Below are 26930 nucleotides of genomic sequence, written 5' to 3'. Positions count from 1 at the left end.
GGTTACTCTTTAATTATTTGGTTTAGATGAGGCTTTGCGTGGTGTCGCCGTGATACGAATATCGTCACCGATACACACACACTCATTAATTGATAAATTAACAACGTCTTGCATACTTGTCAGCTCTGTAAAGTTTAGTAAGCTTTTGCCGTCATTCCCTAACAACTTCGGCGCCAGATAAACAATATATTCATCAATTAAATTACATTCAGTCATTTGGCCCGCTAAGGTTGCCCCTGCCTCTAACCAAATATGATTAAACTGTTGCTGCGCTAGAAGTTTCATGGCAGCCACTAAATCAACTTTATTATTTTTTTCTGGTACTACAATATGGCTTACGTAATGAGGCCATTGCTGTGATTTATCAAGTTCAGTGGTAATAATAATTACTTCACTGGCAATGCTAAATAATGCTAGCTCAGGTGTTAAACGATTTTGTGAATCAATAATAATACGTACAGGTTGGCGTACAGGTAATTGCGTTGGTAACGGCTCTGGCAGCTCATCAACACGAACATTGAGTTTTGCATTATCAACTAATACTGTGTCCACGCCGGTTAAAATAGCGCAGCTTTGTGCGCGCTGTAGTTGCACATCTTGGCGAGCCTTAGGGCCAGTTATCCACTTACTTTGACCGTTTTTAAGTGCCGTTTTACCATCAAGGCTTGCGGCCATTTTGCAGGTAATAAATGGCATACCTTGCTCCATGCGCTTTAAAAAGCCACGGTTTAACAGCCTTGCTTGTTGTTCTAACAAACCTGACGCAACCTCAATGCCCGCGTCCGCTAAAATAGCTAAACCTTTACCGGCCACCTGCGGGTTTGGATCAACCATAGCAGCAATTACTTTTACCACGCCAGCAGCTTTTAAACCTTCGGCACACGGCGGTGTGCGACCAAAATGGCTACAAGGTTCAAGCGTGACATAAGCAGTTGCACCAAAGGCTTGGCTACCCGCCATTGCTAATGCATTCACTTCAGCATGGCCTTGGCCGGCAACTTGATGAAAACCTTCACCAACAATAACGTCATTTTTTACTAATACACAGCCAACGTTTGGGTTTGGGGTGGTAGTAAAGCATCCTTGTTTGGCAAGCTCAATCGCTCGGGTCATATAAGAGAAATCTTGTTCGCTAAACTGATATTGGTTCATATCACTCTCCCAAACGGGCAATTTCTTCACCAAATTCACGAATATCTTCGAATGAACGGTATACCGATGCAAATCTGACGTAAGCGACTTTATCGAGTTTTTTCAGCGCTTCCATAATGCATTCGCCAATCAGGTGACTGGAAATCTCACGCTCGCCGGTGGCACGTAATTGCGATTTAATAATATTGACCACTTCATCAACTTGCTCGGTACTGACGGGGCGTTTTTCTAATGCACGGTGTAGACCATTAAGGAGTTTATCTTCATTGAAAGGTTCACGGCTACCGTCTTGTTTGATCACCCGAGGCATTACAAGTTCTGCGCCTTCAAAGGTAGTAAAGCGTTCATGACATTCATTGCATTCACGGCGTCGCCTTACTTGGTGGCCACCTCCCACTAAACGCGAGTCAATCACTTTGGTATCTTTTGCGGTGCAAAATGGACAATGCATAGGTATCAGCTTCCGTTAAAAACAAAAAAGGCCGCTTTTAGGCGGCCTTTATAATAGCAAAAAACTAAGCTATTGTGATCTAAATTACTGTTTGTAACTCAATTAAGCGTAAACAGGTAATTTTTTACAGATTGCTTTAACTTTCTCTTTTACTTGTGCTTGTACTGACTCATCGTTGATGTTGTCTAGTACGTCACAGATCCAGCCAGCAAGCTCTTTAGACTCTGCTTCTTTAAAACCACGGCGTGTGATTGCCGGTGAACCAATACGTAAACCAGACGTTACAAACGGTGAACGTGGGTCATTTGGTACTGAGTTTTTATTTACGGTGATATTAGCATTACCTAAAGCCGCATCTGCGTCTTTACCAGTGATGTCTTTATCAATTAGATCAAGTAAGAACAAGTGGTTTTCTGTTTTATCAGATACGATCTTATAACCGCGCTCTTGCATTACTGCAACCATAGCTTTAGCATTTTTCACAACTTGAGTTTGGTATACTTTAAACTCTGGTTGTAATGCTTCTTTAAATGCCACTGCTTTGGCAGCGATAATGTGACATAAAGGACCACCTTGACCACCAGGGAATACTGCACTGTTAAGCTTTTTATAAATAGCTTCGTCGCCACAAGCAGAAATAATCAAACCACCACGAGGGCCAGCTAATGTCTTATGCGTAGTTGTAGTAACAACGTGTGCATGTGGTACTGGGCTTGGGTAAACACCAGCAGCAATAAGACCTGCAACGTGAGCCATATCAACAAACAAGTAAGCGCCTACTTTGTCAGCGATTTCACGGAATTTAGCCCAATCAACAATACCTGAGTATGCTGAGAAACCACCGATGATCATTTTTGGTTTGTGCTCAAGTGCAAGTGCTTCAACTTGTGCGTAATCAATCTCGCCAGTCGCTTCGTCAAGTCCGTATTGGATTGCGTTATAAAGCTTACCAGAGAAGCTTACATGTGAACCATGCGTTAAGTGACCACCATGAGCTAAGCTCATACCTAACACTGTATCGCCAGCATCTAATAAAGCTAAGAACACAGCAGCATTTGCTTGTGAACCTGCGTGAGGCTGAACGTTAGCATAATCTGAACCAAACAATTCGTTTGCACGGTCAATCGCTAGTTGTTCAACCACGTCAACATGCTCACAACCACCGTAGTAACGCTTGCCCGGATAACCTTCAGCATATTTGTTTGTTAGCTGTGAACCCTGCGCTTCTAGTACGCGTGGGCTACAGTAGTTCTCAGATGCGATAAGCTCGATGTGTTCTTCTTGGCGAGCAGTCTCTTTAGTGATTGCTTCAAATAACTCTGGATCGAAATCCGAAATATTCATGCTACGTTCTAACATGGGGGCTCCTAGGGCAACGTGTATGGTATTTTGAAGGCTGAATTATACGCTGAAAACGTCAATTTGCCTATGGTGTAAAGATGAACATATTTAAACAGGGATTGAATTTAATTCACAGTGTTTTTGTAATGATATTTTTTTATTAAAGCATCAGAAATTTTAATGAATAAAAGCAAATAACATTTACATTATTTATACCTTAATCTGTTGCATTCGCGATTGTTTACACTATTATGATACCAATGTAATCATGGATGATGAACTAATTTACTATGCTAGCTAAACCTATCTACGAATCAATTCCTTATTGTTATGTCATTGTTGGCGGACTTTGCATTTTACTTTTCAGCACTGTTTTACCAACAGCCATTGGTATTTTTTTATTCTTCAATGGTGCCAATATTTGGCGATTACGCTCAAATTCACGGCGTAAAGATCATAAAGTAAATCGCATTAAAGTTAACAAACACTTTTATTATTATGAATTTAAACCATTTATTTTATTTATGTGCGGATTACTCCTAATCCATTGGGTAGCGAATGAATTAGTTATACTTGCAGGGATTATGATCTGCCTTATAGCCATTTTAATTTTTTGTTTACGAGTGCTAAACCGCCGTTCACGTTCAATAGTTTAATTTTCCATTACTGCTATTAAGTACAATTTAAAGCAATAAAAAACGACATTGCTTTCACATATGCCGTTTATTTTTAGTTTTACTTAGCGGGTAAAAACTAACCTAGTTTAGCTAATAATATTTCACGCAGGATATCGTAATCATCTGCGATATCCTCGGCTAAGCATGGTTTAGCTAATGCATCAGCTAGTGGTTTTGGCATTTCAAGTTCAATATTTAAAATCTCTTCAACACTTTCTTTAAACTTAGCCGGATGCGCTGTTGCCAGAAAAATACCAGCAGAATCAGTTGCTAAGTTAGCTTTTAGGCCCTGATAAGCAATCGCTGTATGTGGTTCTGCAACATAGCCTGTTTGATGAATTTTTTTCATCACTGCTTGGGTATCATTTTCATCAACACTAGTTGAATAAAAATCATCATAACTAAACCATTTGTTATCAAGCATGGTTTGTACACGTGGCCAATTATTAGGTTTACTCACATCCATGGCATTAGACAATGACTCGATTGTGGCATTAGGCGCCCAGTTTTTATCAAGGATAAAGCGCGGTACAGTGTCATTTTGATTGGTTGTAGCGCTAAGTTTAGCGACCGGTAAACCAATCACCGCACCGATCATCGCCGCACATACATTACCAAAGTTACCACTAGGTATTGAGATATGTGCTTTGGCGCGCTGCTCTTTTGGTAATTGCGCTATTGCTTCAAAGTAATAACATACTTGTGCAACAAGGCGACTTATATTGATAGAATTAGCTGAATTTAAACCTAAGCGAGATTTAACTTCATCATCTAAAAAGGCATTTTTAACCATCGCTTGGCAATCATCAAAGCTACCATCTACAGCGTAGCAATGGATATTATTACCCAAAGTAGTAAACAATTTTTGCTGTGCTAATGAGATTTTACCTTTTGGAAACAGGATAACCACATCAATATTTGGCTTGTTATAGAACGCATGCGCAACAGCTGCCCCAGTGTCCCCTGAGGTTGCTGTGAGTATTGTGGTTTTTTCACCTTGGCTAAATTGTGCCAAGCACTCAGCCATAAAGCGACCGCCAAAGTCTTTGAATGCAAGCGTTGGCCCATGGAACAACTCTAAACAATAAATATTGTCTTCAACTTCAACTAATTTAACAGGAAAGTTAAAGGCATTTTGCACCATTTGTGCAACCGTATCAGCAGGTAATTCATCACCAATCAAATGCGATAAAATCTTACTGCTACGAGTAACAAAGTCCATATCGAGTAAACTATCAACATCAGCTAAAGGCGCGAGCGATTCAGGGAAAAATACTCCTTGATTACGTCCTAAACCTGTTTTAACCGCTTCAACAAACGACACTTTTTGAGAATCATCTTTTAAATTATGTAATTGCATTATTAGTTCCTTAAATTCTTATAGCTGACGCGTGCCGGCGTTATCGAGTTTACAAATGTGGCAGAAGCCTTGCTCATTAATATAGTTTTGTTCAAGCCACTGTGCGCATTGCTGTGCAGCTTCAAGCGTTTTGCACACGGTAAATAATGTAGGACCAGCACCTGAGATACTGACAATCTCAGCACCAAACTCTGGCAGCGCCGCTTTAGCTTCACTAAAACCGTTGATCAGTGGCGCACGATGCGGCTCCGCTATTTCATCACTCATGATTGAGAGTGCTTCATCAAATCGGCTAGTTAACAATAAAGTACTAAACGCTGATAAGCGCTGCGCAAATTCAACGCTCGCATGCATACTTAGCTGTTTTGGTAACACTGAACGCGCTTTAGCGGTATTAAGTGAAAAACCAGGAAAAGCCGCTACGTAATACCAACGCTCATCAACCGGTAAAGCAATTGATTTATTTGGAATTAAATCACCAGTAAGCTGCAAACCACCCAAGTAACACGGAGTGATATTGTCGTAATGACGACCGCCACTGACAATCGCTTCAAAATCAGCCATTAATTCAATTAACTGCACTTGGCTCAGTGCAGTACCTGCAAACTGATCCAGCGCCGCAAATGTGGCTACTACAGAGCAAGCACTTGAACCAAGACCCGAGCCAATTGGTAAGTTCTTTTTTAATTCCAGTTTAACGCTTGGCATGGTTGGCGCTACATGTTCACGAAAATGCACTAAACACTGATACGCTAAATTTTCACTGGCATCGCTTGGTAGTTTATCTGCGTAATCGCCAGAGCATATAAATTCGTCAAGCTCGCTAGGACTTACCGCAACAACATCACCTAATAACGTGCCATCAATAGGAGCAAGCGCAGCACCTAAGGCATCAAAACCAACTGCAAAATTACCGATTGAGGCTGGAGCATATACTTCGATCATTATACTCTCCTAGCGCGATAACGTTTTTAAAATGTCAGCAAATACCCCGGCCGCAGTCACTGCTGAGCCGGCACCATAACCACGAATAACAAATGGACGTGGTTGATAGTATGCACTCAAAATTGCTAAGGCATTTTCGCCATCACGAATAACAGCCAGAGCATGCTTTTCATCTACCGCTTCAATACCTACTTTGCAGTGGCCTTGTTTGATAGTACCGACATAACGCAACACTTTGCCTTCACTTGCGGCACTTTGAATACGGTCATTAAACGCAGCATCTAAACTTGGCAATTTAGCCATAAATTCGTCAACGTTATCACCTTGGGCAAAACCCGGAGGAAGCACTGATTCAACTTCGATATCGCTCAACTCTAATTTCATACCTGCTTCGCGGGCAATAATTAATAACTTACGCGCGACATCAGTGCCCGATAAATCATCACGTGGATCTGGCTCAGTAAAACCACTTTCTTTGGCTTTAATGGTTGCCTCAGACAGTGATAAACCATCTTGCAATGCGCCAAACATATATGACAATGAACCGGATAAAATTCCGCTAAATTCAAGTAACTCATCGCCAGCACCAAACAGTGACTGTAAGTTATCGATTACAGGAAGACCTGCACCGACATTTGTTTCGTATAAAAACTTACGATTATTTTTTTGCGTTGCTGTAATTAAATCTTGGTAATAAGCATATGAACTTGTATTGGCTTTTTTATTTGCAGCCACAACGTGGAAACCGGCATTCAAAAAGTCTACATACTGAGCCGCTAAAACATCTGAAGACGTACAATCAACTAGTACTGGATTGATTAAATGATTTTGCCTAACAAATTGTTCAACCAGTTTGAGGTCAAACGGTTGTTCTGATGCTGCCAACTTTTGCTGCCAATCGTCAAAAGCAATTCCTTCGCTATCAAGATGTAATTGACGTGAATTAGCAACACCATATAAGTTTAGTTTGATATTACGTTTTTCAAGCCATGCTTGCTGACGCTCTAACTGCTTAATAAGTTCTTGGCCAACTAAACCACAGCCTAATAAAAATACATCAATTGATGGGATATGAGTGAAGAAATTTTCGTGACACACTTTTACAGCATCATTACACAGCTCGCCGTCAATCACTGCTGAAATTGCACTTTCAGTTGAATCCTGGGCAATAGCGACAATGTTAACTTGTGCTTGGGCGAGTGATGCGAAAAATTTAGCAGCTAAGCCTTTATGAGCGCGCATATTATCACCCACTAAAGTAACGATTGCTAAATTACGCTGCACTTGTACAGGTTCAATTAGTCCCGCCTGTGATTCAAGCTCAAACGCAGTTTGCAATGCCTCAAGAGCCAATGGCAAATCTGATTCATGGACACAGAAGCTGATACTAAATTCACATGACGATTGAGTGATCAGTACAATCGAAACATTATCGTGAGCAAGGGCATTAAAAACTTTTGATGCCATGCCTACTTTACCTTTCATGCCGGGGCCTGAAACCGTTAGCATCGCAAGATTTTGTAAACTAGATAACGCTTTTACCGGCTCCGATGACACATTATCATTACTGATCAGTGATCCTTGTGCATCCGGATTATGGGTATTTTTAATTTCACACGGCACGCCAGCTTTAGCGCACGGTAGAATTGTTTTAGGATGGAGAACTTTGGCACCAAAGTAAGAAAGCTCCATCGCTTCTTTATATGATAAAAAATCAACTTTAGAGGCTTTTTTGATATAACGCGGATCAGCACTGTACACACCATCAACGTCAGTCCAAATTTGACATACTTGCGCTTCTAAACACGCTGCTGCAATTGCGGCTGAATAATCTGAGCCATTACGTCCCAGTGTAGTTAGCTGGCCTTGTTCGTTGCTAGCTGTAAAGCCAGGCATAATATAAATAGTCGCAGGATTAGCTTTTAAAGCCGTTTGAAAACGAATTTTACTCGCCACTAGATCAGCTTCCGCATCAATATGACCATTAGTTGATACAATGCAATCGGTTGCTTCGAGGTAGTGGGCGTTATGTGAGCTTAATAAACACTGCATCAGTGATACACTGATGCGCTCACCAAAACTAATAACATAAGCACGCACTTGATCTGGACAACATTGGATGAGTTTGACACCCGCTAGCTTATTTTGCAGTTCGTTTAAATCAGGCCAGTTTTGAACACTACCATATTCAGCTTCTACGGCTGCTTTTAAGCTTTGGCAACGCTCAATTAATGCGTGCCACTGTGTATCATAATCAAGTCCTTGTTCAGCAGCGCTTGCCAGTGCAACCAATGAATCGGTCATGCCACCTGGAGCGGATAGCACCAATAACATTTCGTCTTTTAATTGTGCTTTAACTAACTGTGCTACCTGTTGTAGGCAGGCAAAGTCAGCAAGTGACGACCCACCAAATTTTAATACTCGCATTTTTTATGTTTCCTCATCCCATAAAACGAAAAAAGGCCTGTGTTCGTTGTGAACACAGGCCTTTAAATTTGTTGCACCGACCTATGCCACTATCCAGTAAGAATGGTGGTTGTAATAATAATGGTCAATGCGTGATTATTTGTTTTCATAGCCCTTAGACTGCCTTAAACAGGCCTATTCTGTCAACCCCAAATAAAAAGATAAATTATGCTTTTTGATTATAAAGAAATCTAATGAATGCCGAATTTATGCAGTATTTCATTTAATCTTGTTTTATCTATCGGCTTATCAACGAAGGCTATAGCTCCCAACTTAGCGACACGTTGTTTCATTTCAAGTTGAATATCTGCCGAGATAACCAGCACAAAGCATTCAATCTTTTGTGCTTTAATACTCTCAAGAACTTGTACTCCATCGACTTCGGGCATAGTTAAGTCAAGACACAGTAAATCGAAGTTATGTATATGCATTAACTCCAACGCTTCACGGCCATTTTTTGCTTGCATAATATCTGCTGCGATACACTCATTTAAACAGCGTATAACTTGTTTGCGTGCTACTGTTGAATCATCACACACCAGTACGGAAAAATTCATAATATAGACAACTAAAATACGTATAATAGATTACTGAGTAGACAACAAATCACTCAGTAAATAATAATGTTATAATACTGTTGTGATTTTATAACACAAAAATTTAACAGCGATAAGCTTAAGTTTTTGCTGAAAAAAGAAAATTAACAATGTTTGTACTGTTAAATAAGATTATTTTATTTATTTTTAAACATTTATTAGCTAACTTTAGTACTGAGTGTACTCGTTGCTAGGGTATTAATTAAGCTTTGTGAAAAAAATAAAGGAGCTATAGGCCACCGATGCTACAAAAAAGCCTATCAAAAAAGCTACTTACCAGCGTGTTATCCGTCTACTTTTTATTAACTTTTGTAGTCACGTGCGGGCAAGTTATTGCAGAATATGTAAACACGAAAGATTATATACGTGACGAACTGACGACCTTACAAAAAACATTTAGTCGTAGTTTAACCCGTGCTATTTGGGAGCTAAACACTAAACAAACCATCACCACAGCAGAAGGCTTATTAGCAATTCCAATGATTGAAGGTATTATTGTGCGTGACGATAGCGGCGAAATAATCTCACAATTAGGTCGCTCACTCGATATTCGCGAGCTATACAGCCAACAATTAGTACAAGAAGAAGCCATTATCGAAGATACTCCATCTGGCTTATTCGGTTATACCTTTCCATTGATCTTTGAATTTTCTGGCCGCGCCACCCAAGTTGGTGATGTCACGCTATTTTCGAGCCGAGAAGTGGTATTTAGTCGCATTATGATCTCAATTTATTTTTTAATTGGCAATGCGATGATCAAAACTACATTTTTAATCATCTTATTCTTAATGGCATTTAGAAAACTACTCACAGAACCTCTAGCACAACTAACAGAGCAAATTGAAGATCTTCAATTAGATGACCTCGAAGGTCAACATATCGAAATTGAAACAACTGAGCACAACGAATTAAAAGTAATGGAGCAATCATTCAATAAGTTGATCGATAAAGTTGTGCAATACCGCAAAGAGCTTGAACAAACTCAAAAAGCATTAATAATAAGTAACGAAAAGCTCGATCAGCAAAATCTACAACTTGAACAAGAAGTGGCACGTAAAACATCAAATTTAAGTCAAGCTATGATGGATTTACAGCAACAAAAATACGAGTTGGAAAAACAAAAACTAACGCTCACCGAAGAAGTTGATTTGCGTCGCCATACTGAACAAGAGCTGCTCACCAAACAAACTGAAATGCAACGCTATGTTGATGAACTCAATATGGCGCAAGAGCGTTTAGTCAGCTCAGAAAAAATGGCTGCTTTAGGTGGTTTAGTCGCCGGTATTACCCACGATATAAATACCCCGGTCGGTATTGGAGTTACAGCCTCATCCTTTTTGCAAGAGCGCCTAATACAAATTGAAAATGCTTACAAAGATAAAACACTCTCGCCTAAAGCACTTGAAGAGTTTATCAATGATGCCAAACAAAGTACTAGCCTATTAACCACTAACCTAGACCGTGCTTCAGAGCTGGTTGCCAGCTTTAAGCAAATTGCGGTTGATCAAGCCAGTGAAGCCGTGCGCACAATCAACCTAAAAGAATACCTTGGTGAAATTATTCGTTCGTTACACCCTAAGATAAAAAATACCAGCCATCATATAAATTTAGATTGCCCGGTAGACTTAACCTTAAATCTACCTGCTGGTGCTATCAGTCAAATATTTACCAACTTGATTATGAATTCATTGATCCACGGCTTTGATGGTGTCAGCAATGGCATTATAGACATTGCTATTAAAGATGAAGATGACCAAGTAATTATCGACTTTAAAGATAATGGTAATGGCGTTACCGAACAGCAACTTGAAAAACTATTTGACCCATTTTTTACGACTAAACGCGATCAAGGCGGCAGTGGTCTGGGCACACACATTACTTTCAATTTGGTTAAGCAAACCTTGAGCGGCGAAATCGATGCGACAAGCTCACCGGGGAACGGCTTGCATTATCATATTAGTTTCCCTAAAGACATGCCAAAACCTTTGTCTATATTTAATAACTAATGCGCCGAGACTGTTTGCCTAACACTTTGCTTAATTGCTAAACGTTTGGCCAATCAGTCATTTGCGCATCAGCTTTTTATTGTTATGATTGGGCAAATTTACCGAATGGATCAATCTCCCTATGTGGTTTAGTAACCTTATTTGTTACCGCTTTAAGCAAGACGTGTCGTACACCCAAGAAGACTTTGAGAAAGCCTTAGAGCAAGATTTATTTCGCCCTTGCGGTAGTCAAGATTTAAGTACATTTGGCTGGACCAAAGCCTTTGGTAAACATGGTGATACCCTTTCTCATTTCTCACAAAAGAGTATTTTGGTTTGTGCTAAACGTGAAGAAAAAGTACTTCCTGCATCCGTTATCAACGACATGGTTGCTGAAAAAATAGAACTTATCGAAGCCGAAGAAAATCGCCCTGTTAAGAAAAAAGAAAAAGACGAGCTCAAAGAAAATATCCTCCATAGCTTATTACCGCAAGCCTTTAAAAAGTCGAGTTTACAGTTTGCCTTTATTGACCAAGAAAATGGCTGGGTAGTCGTTAACAGTGGTAGTTTTAATAAAGCAGAAGAGTTACTGGCACTACTGCGCAAATCATTGGGTACATTGCCGGTAGTTCCTGCATTTGCAAACTATGATTTAGATGTGTTTTTAACGGACTGGTTAACTAACTTCAGTACACCTGAAGGCTTTGCTATAGGCTCTGACGCAGAGCTTGAAGAAGCAGACGATAGCGGTGCTCAAGTTAAGCTTAAAGGCCATGATTTAGCTTGTGATGAAGTTAAATCGCACCTTGAAAGCGGTAAACGCGTAACTAAACTTGCACTAGATTGGCAAGAGCGCCTGAAGTTCATGCTGCAAAATGATGGCTCTATTAAGCGCTTAAGCTACTCTGAAACATTAAAAGAAGAAAACGCCGACATCCCTAAAGAAGATATGTTAGTCAAACTTGATGCTGACTTTATTCTCGCTTCTGAAGAAATTAAGCTAATGCTAGAAGAACTTACGGCTGGTTTAGGTGACGTTGAAGATTTAGCCTAAATTTTGACTAAGTTTTAAATACTAAAAAAGCGCCCTATTGGCGCTTTTTTTAACTGACGACTTAGCTTAATTAAATACTGATTTCACATCATCAAGCATATCGTTGTATTCATCACTTGAGAAAATATCCAGTGATGGGATCACACCTTTATCAATGTAAGTTTGTAATGCCGCTGACTTATCTGAAACTTGTAAAATACCTTCCATAATCGCACCGATACGAATGAAATCAACATAGCTAATATGTTCTGGACGATAGTTAGGATTGGCCCAGCTTTCTGCTACTTCAACAAATTCATCAGTAAACTCCCAAGCGCGCATGATGGCTCCCCCTACTTTACCGCTAAGCTTTTGAATCGCATGCGCTAAAAAGCTTGGATTGGCAAATACTTCTGGGTGACGTTCCGCTTCCGTCAAAATAGGCAATACACCAATGTTATAAACCAATGATGCGAGTGTAATGGTGTCACGATTCAATGAGGTCTGCTTGTTTTTCTTAAGGAAAAACTCCATCACAGTAATTGAGTGACATGCTACTTTTAAAGTTTTCTGCCATGCCTTATCCATATAACCTTTGATCAGCTCATTATTTGAAACAAATAGTTGCTCCATCGCCATTGCTGTTGCGATATTTTTGATCTGACGCAGACCAATTCTCGTTACCGCTTGATTTATATTAGAAACTTTAACTGTGCGCCCCATAAAAGCACTATTTGCGACTTTTATCATCCGTGCTGCTAATGCCGGATCATGAGAGATCACATCAGCCATTTGCGCTAAATTTACATCTGGATTATCGGCAGCTTGACGTACACGAACCGCAACCTCAGGCAAGGTTGGTAAAACTAACGTGTCATTATTAATACGATCAACCAAAATGGTCAGTAGTGCGTTTTCTGTTGACATAAATGTGCCATCCTTTTGTATTGATTTTTTAATACATCCAAACCATGGAATGTTTATTTCTTATAGATACAGTATTGTCTAAGTTACCGCTAAAGTTAAGGAAATTATAGAAATTATGTTAGTTTATTTTTCTACTACAGTTTATATCCCTTCGCTTAGACCATCGCAACACAGGAAACTTGCTATTTGCGCATAAGATTTGCTTTAATGCTGGCATAACAAGGAAGCGAAATACCCTCTCAAGGGTATCTATAATTAAACTTACTTTTTAACAGGCAATATAATGACTCTCAATAAAATTAGCCAAGCACTTATTCTTACCGGTGCCGTTTTTCTTAGTGCATGTTCTGATCAAGCCAGCGCACCTAAAGCGTCAAATGCTGCTGCAGCCCCTACAAAGCAAGTACAAGATAGCGGCCCACAACTTATTAACGCTGACACTAGTCGCCTTGATATCTATACCGATTTTAGTTTAACCACTGATTTATCACATTTAAGCGACAACCAAAAAGCGTTAATAGCAAAACTTATTGATGCGTCTAAAATTATGGATGATCTATTCTGGCGCCAAGCATTTGGTGAAGATAAAGCGGCATTTTTAGCCAAAATCAATGATCCTAAAGTACAAAAATTTGCCGATATTAACTATGGACCATGGGATAGATTAAATGGCGATCAAGTCTTTTTGTCAGGCTATGAAGATAAAACAGCCGGAGCTCAATTTTATCCAGCCGATATCACTAAAGAAGAGCTAAACAAGGCTGACGTAGCAGATAAAAATGGTCTGTATTCAGTAATTAAGCGAGATGAACAAGGCAAGCTGTATAGCGTTGCCTATTCGGTTGAATATGCTAAAGCGCTTGAAAAAGCAGCTAACTTATTACGTGAGGCGAGCAAGCTTGCCGATGATAAAGAGTTTGCTAGTTACCTGAACTTACGTGCAGATGCACTACAAAACGATGATTATCAAGCATCAGACTTTGCTTGGATGGACATGAAGAACAACCCGATCGATATCGTTATTGGTCCAATCGAAACCTATGAAGATCAATTGTTCGGCTCTCGCGCAGCCTTCGAATCGTATGTCTTAGTGAAAGATTTAGCATGGTCAGAGCGTCTTGCAAAATTTGCAGCATTTTTACCAGAGCTACAAAAAGGCCTCCCTGTTGATGCCAAATACAAACAAGAAGTGCCTGGCTCTGATGCGGACTTAAATGCATATGATGTTGTTTACTACGCAGGTCATTCTAATGCTGGCAGTAAAACCATTGCCATTAACTTACCAAATGACGAACAAGTACAACTTGAAAAAGGCACTCGCCGTTTACAACTGAAAAATGCTATGCGCGCTAAGTTTGATAAAATATTGGTGCCAATCGCTGAGCAGTTAATTGTTCCTGAGCAACGTAAACACATTACTTTCGATGCATTTTTTGCCAATACCATGTTCCACGAAGTCGCTCATGGTTTAGGGATCAAAAATACTATCACAGGTAAAGGCACTGTTCGTCAGTCTTTACAAGAACATGCCAGTGCTTTAGAAGAAGGCAAAGCCGATATCTTAGGCTTGTACATGGTTGAGCAGTTACTCAAAAAAGGTGAGATCACAGAGGGAACACTTGAAGATTATTACATCACTTTTATGGCCGGTATTTTCCGCTCAGTGCGTTTTGGCGCATCAAGTGCCCATGGTAAAGCAAATATGATCCGCTTTAACTTTTTCGCAGAAGAAGGTGCATTCTCTAAAAATGAGCAAGGCCTTTACAGCGTAAATATGGAAAAAATGGGCCAAGCAATGGCCAAGCTATCTGGTTTGATCTTAACCTTACAAGGTGATGGTGATTATGAGAAAGTTGATCAACTGATTGCCACACATGGTGATATCAAAGTGGAACTTGCTAAAGATTTAGAAAAACTAAGCCAAGCTAATATCCCTGTAGATGTCACCTTTAAACAAGGTAAGAAAGAGTTAGGTTTAGAGTAATATAATTAATACTAAAAAGGCGTTTTAGGGGCTCACCTAAAACGCCTTTTTTAATTCAATATTGCTATTACGGGAATGCTAAACCATATTTTTCACTCATTTTTTTTACTTCACCATTAGCAATCATATTATTTAATTCTTTATCGAATAAGGTAATAAACTCATTTAAATTACGTTTTTTTGAAAAACCAAAGTAGCCTTTATTAACAATTAATGGCGGCTGTAACTGTTTCACTTGATTGGCTAAACTTAACTGCTTAATAACGGGCTGTGCGGCTCTTGGATGAGTCACTATAATATCGACACGGTCATGAATTAATTGCAAAAAACTGGCTTCAACAGTGCCCACTTCAGAAATTTCTAACTGACTTTTATATCGCTCAAAATCGTCACTATAGTTCCAATCTCGGGTTAACCCTATCGATAACTCTTTTAATGTCTCTAAATTATTATGCCACTGAAATTCATTACTATTTTTGACATAAAAAACCAGCGGGTCTTGATAGAAAGCAGCCTCACTATAAACCATATACTGCTCTCTAATAGCCGACTTATAAGGACCTATAAATGCATCAGCCTTACCAAGCTCAACCATTTTTAGCGCCCGTTTAAAAGGCAAAATATCAATTTTAATTTGGCAACCTAAACGCAGGCAAATTTCACCTGCGATGTCGGCGCCTAAGCCTTCTATTTGACCTTGTTCATTTTTTTCAAGTACCGACGGAAAGGTGGTACCAACAAAGTAAAATGTATTTGCAGCACTGTGATGCGAAAATACACTTAGCAAGGTAAACAATACAAAAGCTTTCATCAGTTAGTTTGCAATCCCTATATACTGAGTGTAATAAACAGCCACGATTTAGTGACCCTAAGCATAGTCTATTTTTACCCAACGAAAAATCATAATACTGTGATCAAACTCTATTATGTAAACACTCAACCACGATTAAAAATGTGTTTTTAAACGTGCCAATTGCTCTTCACTATAAGGCACTGCGGGATATTTACCCCATACTGGCGCAGGCCATGCGACATCGGTTTTATAGCGAGCAATATGATGAATATGTAACTGTGGAACCATGTTACCAAGCGCTGCGACATTAAGTTTATCTGGGTTAAGTACCTCTTTGAGTAGCCGACTTAACTTCGCTGACTCTTGCATTAGCAATACCTGTTCAGACTCGCTTAGATCAATGCTCTCTTTTAAATTAGCTTTACGAGGCACTAAAATAAACCACGGGTATTGACTATCATTCATAAGTAACACTTTGCATAATGGCCAATCGGCCAGTTCAATACAATCACGTACAAGTTCTGGAGCTAAAGAGAATTCAACGGTCATTTTTATTCCTTACAAATTAAGTGCATTACATTTTCGCTACTTTATAGCATTTAGTTGCAGTTGCCCACGCTTGGCTTTACCATCGTTGCAGTTTTTATTCGAGCGAAGGTAAACACGTGTTAAAAAAAATTAAACACCTCTCATACTTGCTACCTTTGGTGGCAACAGCCATCACAGTGCAAGCGAAGCCTCTTACTTTAGAACGTATTTTTGATGATCCAAGTTTAGCGGGTAAAGCACCTGTACAGCTTAAGTTTTCACCAGACGGTAGCCGAGTTACCTACCTGCAAGGTAAAAGCGACGATTACAACCGTTATGATTTGTGGGAATATAATTTAAAAGATAACAAAAATCGTATTTTAGTCGACTCTGCCAAACTTTTTTCAGGCCCTGAAAACCTCTCTGACGAAGAAAAAGCACGCCGTGAGCGCCAACGTATTTTTGGTAAAGGTATTTTAGAATACAAATGGTCTAAAGACGGTAAAGCCTTGTTATTTCCACTTAATGGTGACCTCTATTATTACGAGCTAGGAGCAGGAAAAAGCCGTAAACTGACCGATACTGAGGCATTTGAAACCGACGCACGCTTTTCACCAAAAGGAAACTTTGTCTCGTTTGTCCGTGAACAAAATCTTTATGCGCTAAATCTTAAATCAGGTAAAGAAATTCAGCTGAGTAAAGATGGCGGCGGTGTGATCAAAAACGCCATGGCGGAGTTTGTCGCGCAAGAAGAAATGGGCCGAATGACAGGTTATTGGTGGTCTGGTGATGAATCAAAAATAGCCTTCACTCGCATTGACGAAAGCCCAGTTAAAGAAGCTATCCGCAATGAAATTTACGCTGATGAAGTGAAACTGTTTAACCAACGCTACCCATTTACCGGCACTAATAATGTAAAAATTCAACTTGGTGTGGTTAAGCTTGATAATCAAAAAACTGATTGGGTTGATCTAGGTAAAGACGAAGACATTTACATTGCCCGTGCAAAATGGTTAGAAGATGACAAAACCCTATCATATCAGTGGCAAAACCGCTCACAGCACAACTTAGAATTGCGCTTTTATAACAGCGAAACAACAGAGCAAAAAGTCGCCTTAACAGAAACTAGTGATAGCTGGATCAACTTACATTTTGATCTACAGTTTTTGAAAGACAAAAAACATTTTGTTTGGGCCTCTGAGCGCAATGGCTTTAAGCATTTATATCTATATCGTACCAATGGTAAGTTAGTGCGTCAGATCACCGATGGTGACTGGGTGGTTGATAGCTTAAAAGGTATTGATGAGAAAAAAGGCATTGTCTACTTTGCCGGACGCAAAGACACGCCTTTGGAAAGCCAGCTATACAGTGTTCCACTGTTTAAAAAGGGCGATATTAAACGTATCACGGAGCAAGGTGCTTATCACAATGTGGTAATGGCAAAAGACAGTAAAACTTTTATTGATAACAGTTCATCGGTCAACAAACCAAACTCAGCGGCACTGCGTAAAGTAAACGGTGAATTTGTTACTTGGTTAGAGCAAAACAAACTTGATGAAAACCATCCTCTGACCCCTTATCTTGCTGATCTAGCAGAGCCTGAATATGGCACTTTGACTGCTGATGATGGTCAAGTGATGCACTATCGTTTATTTAAACCTGCAACGGTAAATGATGGTAAAAAACACCCTGTTCTTGTCAATGTCTATGGCGGCCCACACGCACAACGCGTAACCAATAGTTGGCGCAGCAAGAACTTATATTTCCAATATATGGCACAGCAAGGTTATGTAGTGTTCCAATTAGATAACCGTGGTTCGTATAATCGTGGTAAAAAATTTGAAGATGCCATTTACAAACATTTAGGTGTGGTTGAAGTGGCTGATCAAATCAAAGGTGTCGAATTTTTACGTACGCTTGATTATGTTGACCCACAACGTATTGGTATTTATGGTCACAGTTACGGTGGCTATATGGCATTAATGACCATGTTTAAAGCTGGTGATTATTTTCAAGCAGGCGTATCTGGAGCACCAGTGACTGATTGGGCACTGTATGATACTCACTATACAGAACGCTATTTAGGACATCCTGATACAAATGCCAAAGGCTATGCAGACAGTGCGGTATTTCCATACGCAGATGGCTTGAAAGGGCCATTAATGATCTACCATGGTATGGCCGACGATAACGTATTGTTTACCCATGCCACTAAGTTATTCAAACAATTGCAAGATAACGAAAAGCAATTTGAAATGATGACTTACCCAGGTTCCAAGCACAGCTTACGGGGTAAACAAGTGCAAACTCATTTACATCAAACAATCACTAACTTCTTTAATCGTCATTTTGATGTAGAGTAAATCAGTAATGACCGCATAAAGGCTGATTGAAAAATCAGCCTTTTTTTTGACTTAATGATAATCCTATTTATTTAAAAACTTTAGACCAAAACAAGGGACAGTTAACTAGATTTTAAAGTAATATTTACTACGCTTAATATATGCGCGCCTTCTGCGAGCACTTCTAAAGGATTTTTTATGTCGTACCTACGCCGTTTTACTATTTTTCAGCGCTTAGCTATCTTGGTAAGTTTGGTCGTTGTTGGTTTACTTTTTTTAAGTATTACCAGTTTAACTCAGCAATATAGTTCACTCAAAGCAGGCCAATATACGAAAACAAAAAATCTGGTTGAAGCTGCTTATAGTGTTATTACCCATTATCATTCATTACAACAAAGCGGCGAACTCACCGAGCAACAAGCCCAACAAGGTGCACTAACTACGATAGCTAGTATTCGCTATGACAATGACAATTACTTCTGGATCAATGATTTTCAGCCAGCCATGGTTATGCACCCTTTTAAACCAGAGTTAAACGGTAAATCACTCAGCAACAGTAAAGACCCCGATGGCGTACCGTTATTTGTTGAAATGGTTAAAATAGTTAAGCAAAGTGGTGAAGGTTTTATCCCTTACAAATGGCCTAAACCAGGCAAAGATCAACCAGTTGATAAAATAGCCTATGTGAAAGGTTTTACCCCGTGGCAATGGATAGTCGGTTCAGGTGTTTATATTGATACTATTGATAACGCTTTTGCCAGCTTACGGAATTTAGTTATTCTCAATGCCGCAGTGATTATTTTGCTATTAATTAGTTTAAGTTACTTAATCGCCAGAAGTATTTTATTACCAACTCGGCTTGCTGCAAATATGATGAAAAGTATCTCTCAAGGTGAAGGGGATTTAACCCAAACCTTAGATGAAAATGGTAATGATGAGGTATCACGGTTATCTCGACACTTTAATTTATTTACTACCAAAATGCGTGAGTCACTTAAACAAGTGGCAAATAATGCCAATGATGTTAACCAGCATGCCCAAACAGTGGATGATGCGAGTAAAACCAATCATTCTTTTATTGAACTGCAAAACGATAGCTCAACGCAAGTCGCTGCAGCAATGGAGCAAATGACCCACCAAATTCATGATGTAAGTCGCAATGCCGAAGCGGCTGAACAAGCCGCTAACCAAGCCGCGGTGAATGCATCTGAAGGTAAAGAAGTCGTTGCTAAAACAATTCAAGCCATAGAAACACTGTCCAAAAACATTGAGACTGTGAGTCAAGTTACCGCTGATTTAGCTCAAGAAAGTAATAATATAGGATCGGTACTAGACGTGATCCGCGGTATTGCGGAGCAAACCAATTTACTGGCACTCAATGCTGCAATCGAAGCGGCACGTGCTGGCGAACAAGGCCGGGGGTTTGCCGTTGTAGCTGATGAAGTACGCACTCTTGCAAGTCGCACAGGCAAGAGTACAGACGAAATTCAGGCGATGATAGCCAAATTACAAAAAGGCGCAAAGGCGGCTGTAGAGGCGGTAACAGCTAGCCAACAATTATCCACCAGCACAGTACAACAAGCTGGCTCTGCCAATACCTCATTAACTGAAATTGAACGTCTGGTGTCGGTGATCACCGATATGAATGGTCAAATAGCCCGTGCGACTGAGCAACAATCAAGTGCTGCGGATGAAGTCAATTTGCGAATTAATGAACTATCGCAATCAACCGAACAATCTCTGGCCAATACATCACAACTTTCAGGTGCAAGCGATAATCTAAAACACAGTAGCCAACAGCTAACTGATGTGGTTAATCGCTTTAAATTAGATTAATTAACAAAAACAAATTACAAAAAAGCCCCGTCATTTTATATGACGGGGCTGTTGTATTTAATGCTGCTTATTATAAGCAGTAACGAGCAAATAAACTGCTTAGGCCTGCTGCAGTTGGTTTACCGTGCTGCCAATCACCACCTTCAACACCACTACCGGCAATATCCATATGCACATAAGGTAAAGGCTGTGCTGACTCACAACCATGCTTATCAAGGCCACCAACAATAGCTAAAAATGCCATAGGGAACTGATGACCACGTGCGGTAACTGCTGATGCTGCATTATTACTTGATAATACGTCATCAGCTAAAGTACGTGGTTTAATAAAATCATAGTCTTCGCGACGGCTGCGAGAAACTTCTGCACCATCAGCCCATAAGTCACCACTGTCAGCCAGCTTACGAGAAATATTAGCCGCACGTGCAGGGCCATTTTCAACGTATGCACTGTAAGGTCCCATTGCACGAGCTGCATGTCCGGTTAAGGTTGCGACCGTAAAGATTTCAGGATTAACTTCTCCTTTTGCTAAATCTTTCATCTCGCTGAGTAAATCCCCCATAGCTAAGCGCCCTTCTGCATCCGTATTACCGATGCGAACACGTACGCCCTCACGGCTAGTAATAATTTCATCTGGTACAAAACAATCAGAACCAATTGAGTTACGAACTACCGCTAAGTATGCAATAACTTTAACGCCTTGTGGTTGAAAGTCTGCCACTGATTTCATAAAACCAGCAACAGAGGCTGCGCCGCCTTTATCACGGCTCATACCGGCCATATGCCCGCCCACTTTTAAATCGGCACCACCGGTGTCATATACTAAGCCTTTACCGACAAACATTAAGGTACGTGTTACTTCGCCCTCTGGTACATATTCAAGTTTTACAACCCGAGGGTGATGACGCTCAACCGCATATGAAGCGCGAGCCACGGTACTCATCATCGGGTACTCTTTATCAATCGTGGCAATATCTGCAATCACTGCAACATTGACCTTGCTGCCTTTAAATAAATCTACACAGTAATCAGCAAAACGTGGTGGCGCCATACGCTCAGGCTCAGTGCCACATAAATCACGAGCAGCATACTGCCCTGCGGCAATGGCATTCACTGCTTTAATTGTTTGCTCATTAGCACCAAACAAGGCTATTTGAGTGATCGGTTCAATGCTTTCACCATGAAACTCGCGCGCTTCAAGCGGCTGCCACAACGCTTGGCAAGCACCAAGATAAGCAACTTCTAAGGCATACTGATAACGGCTATCTTGGCTTGCTTGTGGTAAGTAAATAGCAGGTTTTGTACTGCCTGATGCTTTAGCTTCATTGATAGCCAATTTAGCTGCATCAAAATAACGACGTACATCGTCATAATCACGATTTAATGGACCTGTCGGCGCTAAAATTACCCTTTTAGAATCAACAACAAGCAGCGTGACTTGCTTACCAATACGTGCATCAACCGCCATTTGCGCTTTAATAGCTTGGCTTAGATTCGGATCGTCTAACTCAGAAAAATTATCGGCAATAATAATAAGCGCATCATGTTTTGCGTTATCTAATTGCGGGGCTGCAACTGCGTGAGGATATGCCATAAAAAAGGTCCTGTTGTCAAAATACGTAGGAGCTTATTATCATTGATTTAAATAGCTATTGCCAGCAATGTACGACGAGCTAACATAACGCTGGCAACTTGGAGTTACAGTGTAAAATACAGCAGTTACTCACTGCCCACTTATCGCTGATTGAACCAAATAGCGCGCAGTATCTTAGTCTAATATACTCAGCTGTAGATGTTGCTGCGGTTCATTTTTAACACCGACCCCTACACCGAGTAACCGCACTGGCTGCTGCAAGCCACGTTGATATGCTTTGCTCAGCAGCTCAGCCAAGATAGTTTCATCAAGTCGGTGGCAAGTTTGATCGGCCGATGTCACCACAAAATTAGCAAACTTCACTTTGACACTGAGTTTATTTATACGTTGCTCTAATTGCTGTTTTGTTAATCGACGTTGAAGCTCAGCCAATAATATTGGCAATTGCTCTAAACACGCTTGTAAGCTGGTTTTATTATATTCATAGGTATGCTCAACACTGAGCGATTTACGGGTACGTTCTGTGGATACTTTACCAATATGTAAACCGGCACATTTTTGATACAGCGAGACCCCAAAGTTACCAACGTGTTGCTGCATCCAATTAACCCCTTTAGCGCGCACATCAGCACCGGTGTATAAGCCTTTTAAATTGAGTTTTTCAAGGGTAACCTTACCGACCCCGGGTATTTTACCCAAAGGTAATTGCGCTAAAAAGTCATCCACTTGCTCAGGCAATACTACAAATTGACCATTCGGTTTATTTTCATCACTGGCAATTTTGGCAATAAATTTTATCGGCGCAATTCCAGCCGAAGCAGTTAAACCGGTGGCTGCAAAAATATCGGCGCGGATCTGCTCTGCCATTAAGGTCGCACTACCATGGCATGCATTACTGTCTGTCACATCAAGGTAAGCTTCATCTAAAGAAAGAGGCTCTATAAGGTCGGTATAGCGCTTAAATACAGCACGAATTTGCGAAGAGGCTTGTTTATAAACTTGCATACGCCCTGGTACAATCACTAAATCTGGGCATAATTGTTTAGCACGGTAGTTAGACATCGCAGAGCGCACACCGTATTCGCGGGCGATGTAATTCGCTGTAGAGAGCACTCCACGGCGACTATTGCCACCAATTGCCAAAGGTACATTAGCAAGCGCGGGGTTATCACGCATTTCGACCGCTGCATAAAAGCAATCCATGTCAATATGAATAAACTTTTTCATTCCTCAAACCAAGCACTGTACAAATGAACAGTTATTATTCATTAAGTTTGATTTATTAGCAAGTCATCAGCTCGATGATTCTTGCTGTGAGGATTTTTTACGATTAAATAACCTCGCACCGAATAACCAAAAAGCACCTTCTAAAATAAAACCAACTACGATTAGTATCACCATCCCAGAAGCATTACCCATCGCATAACAAACGAATGCCAAACAGATCACCACCAGTAGCGCTAAGCGTTTCATTATTTTTGCTGTCACTGTATTCATAATTAGCTCCTTTAAATCAGATTAAAGTATTCATTTACGTAACCGTGAACTACTAAAACTAGCACATTTTCACTGTTTTCCTAATTTTCTTGAGCTAAACAGCACCAATTGCTAATCTACGTTTTTACTTTAAAGAGCTGTCGAATATGCAATCATTCATAGAACAACATCCTATCCATACAGCAATTAATGTTGCTTGGGGAGAAATGGATGCCTTACAACATGTCAATAATGTGGTGTATTTTCGTTATTTTGAAACTGCTCGAATTGATTTTTTTAATCAAATAAATTTACTCGAAGATTTACAAACAACAGGTATTGGTCCTGTGATCAGTGAAAATAACGCGCGTTATAAACGCCCTGTCACATTTCCTGATACAGTGTTGGTAGGCGTTACCATCAGTGATATTCAAAAAGACCGTTTTATGATGCACTACAGAGTATTTAGCCAAGCGCAAAATGCCTTGACTACATTAGGGTCATCGCAAGTGGTGATGTTTAATTTTAAAACGGGTAAGAAAGCACAATTAAGTGAGCCATTATTGGCTGCATTACATAAGTACAGCCGAGAATCATAAAAGTAAGGAATCATTATGCGTTACAACCCACTTGGTAGCAGTGGTCTCAATGTGTCTCGTGTATGCTTAGGCAGCATGACGTGGGGCGTACAAAATAATCAAGCAGATGCTGATGAGCAAATTGCTTATGCCTTAGAGCATGGCGTAAACTTCATTGATACTGCAGAAATGTATGCCATCCCTCCCACTCCAGATACGTACGGAAAAACAGAGCAAATTATCGGTAATTGGTTAGCGCGTAATCCAAGTAAGCGAGACGATATTGTGCTTGCCACTAAAATTGCTGGCAATGGCCTAGCTTGGATACGCGATGGCGGCGATATTACTCGTCAAGCAGTCGTTCATGCAGTTGACGAGTCATTAAAACGCCTACAAACCGATGTAATTGATTTATACCAACTGCATTGGCCGAATCGTCAATCACCGCACTTTAGCAAACAATGGCCAGGTATGATCCGTTTTAGTGACGCCAATACAGAGCAACACACAGCGGGTATGCTCGATATTCTTGAAGGTTTAAACGACTGTGTTAAAGCTGGTAAAATTAAACATTGTGGTCTCTCTGACGACACGCCATGGGGTATTAGCCAATTTTTACGGTTAAGTGAACAACACAATTTACCGCGCATGGTCTCTATTCAAAATGAATTTAGTTTATTACACGCTAAAGATTGGCCTTATCTAATAGAGCAATGTATTCACGAAGATATTGCTTATTTGCCTTGGTCACCCTTAGCAGGCGGTATGTTAAGTGGAAAATATTTAAATGGCGCACGTCCCGATGGTAGCCGCTGGACACTGGTGCAGCGTAATGGTTTATTCCGTGACACAGCACAATCGCAACAAGCAATCAGCCACTATGTTGAAATTGCCCAGCAATACAAAATAACCCCAGCACAATTAGCGCTTGCATGGTGTGACCAAGTTGATGGTGTTACTTCTTCAATTATTGGCGCAACCAGCTTAGTACAACTAAAAGATGACATTGCCGCGTTCAACATCGAATTAAGCGAACAAGCTTTAACTGATATTGGTAATGTATTTAAGCAATACCCAATGCCATTTTAATCAATAAAGCCCAATCATTATCAATGCTTGGGCTTTCCACCAGATTAAAATACTTGAAAAACGACTTCTCACAAATAGTGAATCAAAAAACCCCACAAAAGCATTAAAAAATCAACTTAATGCAATAATTCACCATCCTTTAGTAGCGCAAAATATTAGTTATTGTATACTCGATTTAAATTGTTAGCGGATAAAGTAAATATAGCTATGCGTATTGTCTATTACTTCGTTACATTATTCTCTTTTTTTTCAAGCGCCTATGTACTTGCTAATAATACCGATGAAGTAACTCACATAACTTGGCTCCAAAGTGATGCGGCGCCTTTTCATCTGGCTAAAACAGCGCAAACTCCAGATGGAGGCTTATGTGATTACTTAGTCGAACAGCTCATCATTGAGTTACCCGATATAGAGCATACCCGCGAAATGTTGCCGCAAAAACGTATAGGCAAGTACCTCGATGAAGGTCAACAAGCATGTTACCCTTGTATGATCCACCGTAAAGTTAACACCCCGCGAGTGATCTATTCGGTGCCAACAACGGTGTACCCACCATTTGCTATCATTGCCTCAGCTAAAACAGCGAAAGTAATTAGCCAACAACACAGTTCACCGATAAATTTAGTTAAACTACTGACAGATAATAAATTTATTTTTGGTCAATCCGCTGCGCGTAAATTTACTCCAGAGTTAAATACCATCGCTCGAAATACTAAAAGCGACCAAAATACATCATTAAGTTGGAACAGTGAAAACGAAAGCAGCTCGGTGATCAATCGGCTCAATCATGGGTATATTGATTACACTATCGACTATCCTTTTTTAGCCGATTACTACAACCGCTTCAGCGAATTTGATAATGTAGTAACCTTACCTATTGCCGATCACGCCGATAAGCTGGTTTTAGGTGCGATTGGCTGCTCAACCAATGCCCCTAATAATTTTGCTAATAATGCCTTAAAAAAAATAAATCGAGTGCTAACAAATAGCATACTGCCGTCTGCAAAGTACCAGCAAACACAGCGTGTATTGCTTGAAAATACCTTTGCGGAGTTCGATCAACAATATCAACAACAGATATTAAAACTTACTCAGCCAACCACTCTTGCTGAACCAATAAATCTGAGCCCAAGTGTAACTGAGCAATAAATTTACTTCCTGCTTTCACAGCTCCTACCCCTGCAGGTGTGCCAGTCATAATAATATCGCCATCAATTAAAGTCATAAACTCACTAACTTGGGCTGAAATAACCGCGGGTTTATAAAGCATTAACTCAACGCCGCCTTGTTGTCGCACCTTATTATCTATCAGTAAGGTTAAGCTTAAATGCTCAATAGCTTGTTCGTCTATTTGTACAAACTCACTAAACAATGCAGAGCCATCAAAGGCTTTCGCGCGTTCCCACGGTAAACCGCTGGCTTTTAATTTACTCTGTAAATCTCGCTTAGTTAAATCCAGTCCCACCGCCACAGCAGCTAAACAGCCATTGTTAACTTGAAAACAAATTTCAGTCTCAAAATGTAATTGCTCATCCTTATGAGTACACATTAAGGTATTTGTTATCGCGCTTGGCGGTTTTAAAAATACCACCATTTCGTCTGCCACTTGATTACCAAGCTCAGCAATATGCGCAGCATAATTACGACCAATACAAATGACTTTTGATGGATTCACTGGTTTCATTTCGATCTTTCCTATTCAATAAAAAGCAGCTTAGACTACTTTTTATGACGTTTATTGGCAATTAACTTCGTATTGCTATTTATCTAGATCGAT

22 protein-coding genes are annotated in these 26930 nt (G+C 40.1%); 8 read left to right on the top strand and 14 right to left on the bottom strand.

Going from position 1 to position 26930, the window contains the following annotated elements; genetic code table 11:
• Window positions 1-9: 9 nt before the first annotated feature.
• From ribD to H5186_RS16635, 7 genes are all read right to left on the bottom strand, one after another.
• A complete protein-coding gene (ribD, locus tag H5186_RS16665) occupies window positions 10-1152 on the bottom strand; it encodes a bifunctional diaminohydroxyphosphoribosylaminopyrimidine deaminase/5-amino-6-(5-phosphoribosylamino)uracil reductase RibD (protein WP_182794704.1) in 1143 nt (380 codons plus the stop codon).
• A 1-nt stretch (window position 1153) separates the two neighbouring features.
• Complete coding sequence (gene nrdR, locus H5186_RS16660) at window positions 1154-1603, bottom strand: transcriptional regulator NrdR (RefSeq protein WP_016708083.1); 450 nt, start codon at window positions 1601-1603, stop codon at window positions 1154-1156.
• A gap of 102 nt (window positions 1604-1705) precedes the next feature.
• On the bottom strand, window positions 1706-2962 hold the full coding sequence (gene glyA / locus H5186_RS16655) for a serine hydroxymethyltransferase (protein WP_145241140.1): 1257 nt from the start codon (window positions 2960-2962) through the stop codon (window positions 1706-1708).
• 735 nt (window positions 2963-3697) lie between these two features.
• Window positions 3698-4981: a threonine synthase gene (thrC, locus tag H5186_RS16650; RefSeq protein WP_182794703.1), complete on the bottom strand. Its 1284-nt coding sequence runs from the start codon at window positions 4979-4981 to the stop codon at window positions 3698-3700.
• Window positions 4982-4999: 18 nt separating this feature from the next.
• Window positions 5000-5926 (bottom strand): homoserine kinase, encoded by a 927-nt coding sequence (gene thrB, locus H5186_RS16645; RefSeq protein WP_182718313.1) that lies wholly within the window; start codon window positions 5924-5926, stop codon window positions 5000-5002.
• 9 nt (window positions 5927-5935) lie between these two features.
• Entirely contained in the window at window positions 5936-8353 is a 2418-nt protein-coding gene (gene thrA / locus H5186_RS16640; RefSeq protein ID WP_182718312.1) for a bifunctional aspartate kinase/homoserine dehydrogenase I, read from the bottom strand.
• A gap of 230 nt (window positions 8354-8583) precedes the next feature.
• A complete protein-coding gene (locus tag H5186_RS16635) occupies window positions 8584-8949 on the bottom strand; it encodes a response regulator (RefSeq protein ID WP_179959161.1) in 366 nt (121 codons plus the stop codon).
• A 281-nt stretch (window positions 8950-9230) separates the two neighbouring features.
• Here H5186_RS16635 and H5186_RS16630 point away from each other — a divergent pair, with 281 nt between their 5' ends.
• Together H5186_RS16630 and rdgC are read left to right on the top strand one after the other, a co-directional pair.
• Window positions 9231-10994 (top strand): HAMP domain-containing sensor histidine kinase, encoded by a 1764-nt coding sequence (locus H5186_RS16630; RefSeq protein ID WP_182718311.1) that lies wholly within the window; start codon window positions 9231-9233, stop codon window positions 10992-10994.
• Between the two features lie 121 nt (window positions 10995-11115).
• A complete protein-coding gene (gene rdgC, locus H5186_RS16625; protein ID WP_145241151.1) occupies window positions 11116-12027 on the top strand; it encodes a recombination-associated protein RdgC in 912 nt (303 codons plus the stop codon).
• A 66-nt stretch (window positions 12028-12093) separates the two neighbouring features.
• On the opposite strand, the gene H5186_RS16620 is transcribed toward rdgC, so the two are convergent.
• Window positions 12094-12933, bottom strand: a complete 840-nt coding sequence (locus H5186_RS16620) for an HDOD domain-containing protein (RefSeq protein ID WP_149981203.1) — start codon at window positions 12931-12933, stop codon at window positions 12094-12096.
• Window positions 12934-13216: 283 nt separating this feature from the next.
• Between H5186_RS16620 and H5186_RS16615 the strand changes: the two genes are divergently transcribed.
• Entirely contained in the window at window positions 13217-14917 is a 1701-nt protein-coding gene (locus H5186_RS16615; protein WP_182794702.1) for a dipeptidyl-peptidase 3 family protein, read from the top strand.
• Window positions 14918-14984: 67 nt separating this feature from the next.
• On the opposite strand, the gene H5186_RS16610 is transcribed toward H5186_RS16615, so the two are convergent.
• Together H5186_RS16610 and H5186_RS16605 are read right to left on the bottom strand one after the other, a co-directional pair.
• On the bottom strand, window positions 14985-15728 hold the full coding sequence (locus H5186_RS16610) for an ABC transporter substrate-binding protein (protein ID WP_182794701.1): 744 nt from the start codon (window positions 15726-15728) through the stop codon (window positions 14985-14987).
• Between the two features lie 135 nt (window positions 15729-15863).
• Window positions 15864-16259, bottom strand: a complete 396-nt coding sequence (locus tag H5186_RS16605) for an HIT domain-containing protein (RefSeq protein WP_182718309.1) — start codon at window positions 16257-16259, stop codon at window positions 15864-15866.
• A gap of 116 nt (window positions 16260-16375) precedes the next feature.
• Here H5186_RS16605 and H5186_RS16600 point away from each other — a divergent pair, with 116 nt between their 5' ends.
• Both H5186_RS16600 and H5186_RS16595 read left to right on the top strand, forming a co-directional pair.
• A complete protein-coding gene (locus H5186_RS16600) occupies window positions 16376-18601 on the top strand; it encodes a S9 family peptidase (RefSeq protein WP_182718308.1) in 2226 nt (741 codons plus the stop codon).
• A 177-nt stretch (window positions 18602-18778) separates the two neighbouring features.
• The gene (locus tag H5186_RS16595; protein WP_182794700.1) at window positions 18779-20416 is read left to right on the top strand and encodes a methyl-accepting chemotaxis protein; all 1638 of its coding nucleotides are present in this window, start codon (window positions 18779-18781) and stop codon (window positions 20414-20416) included.
• A gap of 70 nt (window positions 20417-20486) precedes the next feature.
• On the opposite strand, the gene H5186_RS16590 is transcribed toward H5186_RS16595, so the two are convergent.
• The 3 genes from H5186_RS16590 to H5186_RS16580 form a co-directional block, all read right to left on the bottom strand.
• Entirely contained in the window at window positions 20487-22010 is a 1524-nt protein-coding gene (locus H5186_RS16590; RefSeq protein ID WP_182718306.1) for a leucyl aminopeptidase family protein, read from the bottom strand.
• 174 nt (window positions 22011-22184) lie between these two features.
• Window positions 22185-23237 (bottom strand): DNA polymerase IV, encoded by a 1053-nt coding sequence (gene dinB / locus H5186_RS16585; protein WP_182794699.1) that lies wholly within the window; start codon window positions 23235-23237, stop codon window positions 22185-22187.
• Window positions 23238-23303: 66 nt separating this feature from the next.
• Window positions 23304-23507: a hypothetical protein gene (locus tag H5186_RS16580; RefSeq protein WP_145241170.1), complete on the bottom strand. Its 204-nt coding sequence runs from the start codon at window positions 23505-23507 to the stop codon at window positions 23304-23306.
• A 146-nt stretch (window positions 23508-23653) separates the two neighbouring features.
• On the opposite strand from H5186_RS16580, the gene H5186_RS16575 reads away from it, so the two are divergent.
• The 3 genes from H5186_RS16575 (at window position 23654) to H5186_RS16565 (ending at window position 26302) form a co-directional block, all read left to right on the top strand.
• A complete protein-coding gene (locus H5186_RS16575) occupies window positions 23654-24085 on the top strand; it encodes a thioesterase family protein (protein WP_182718304.1) in 432 nt (143 codons plus the stop codon).
• A 15-nt stretch (window positions 24086-24100) separates the two neighbouring features.
• Window positions 24101-25153, top strand: a complete 1053-nt coding sequence (locus tag H5186_RS16570) for an aldo/keto reductase (protein ID WP_182794698.1) — start codon at window positions 24101-24103, stop codon at window positions 25151-25153.
• Window positions 25154-25360: 207 nt separating this feature from the next.
• Entirely contained in the window at window positions 25361-26302 is a 942-nt protein-coding gene (locus H5186_RS16565) for an ABC transporter substrate-binding protein (protein WP_182794697.1), read from the top strand.
• On the opposite strand, the gene H5186_RS16560 is transcribed toward H5186_RS16565, so the two are convergent.
• Window positions 26241-26837 (bottom strand): fumarylacetoacetate hydrolase family protein, encoded by a 597-nt coding sequence (locus H5186_RS16560; RefSeq protein WP_182767649.1) that lies wholly within the window; start codon window positions 26835-26837, stop codon window positions 26241-26243. The genes H5186_RS16565 and H5186_RS16560 overlap by 62 nt on opposite strands.
• Between the last annotated feature and the right edge of the window lie 93 nt (window positions 26838-26930).

Origin of the sequence: Pseudoalteromonas sp. SG41-2, assembly GCF_014164535.1 — a bacterium.
GTDB lineage: Bacteria > Pseudomonadota > Gammaproteobacteria > Enterobacterales > Alteromonadaceae > Pseudoalteromonas > Pseudoalteromonas rhizosphaerae.
The sequence above is the reverse complement of the archived record's forward strand: the minus strand, read 5'-3'. Positions and strand labels throughout refer to the sequence as shown.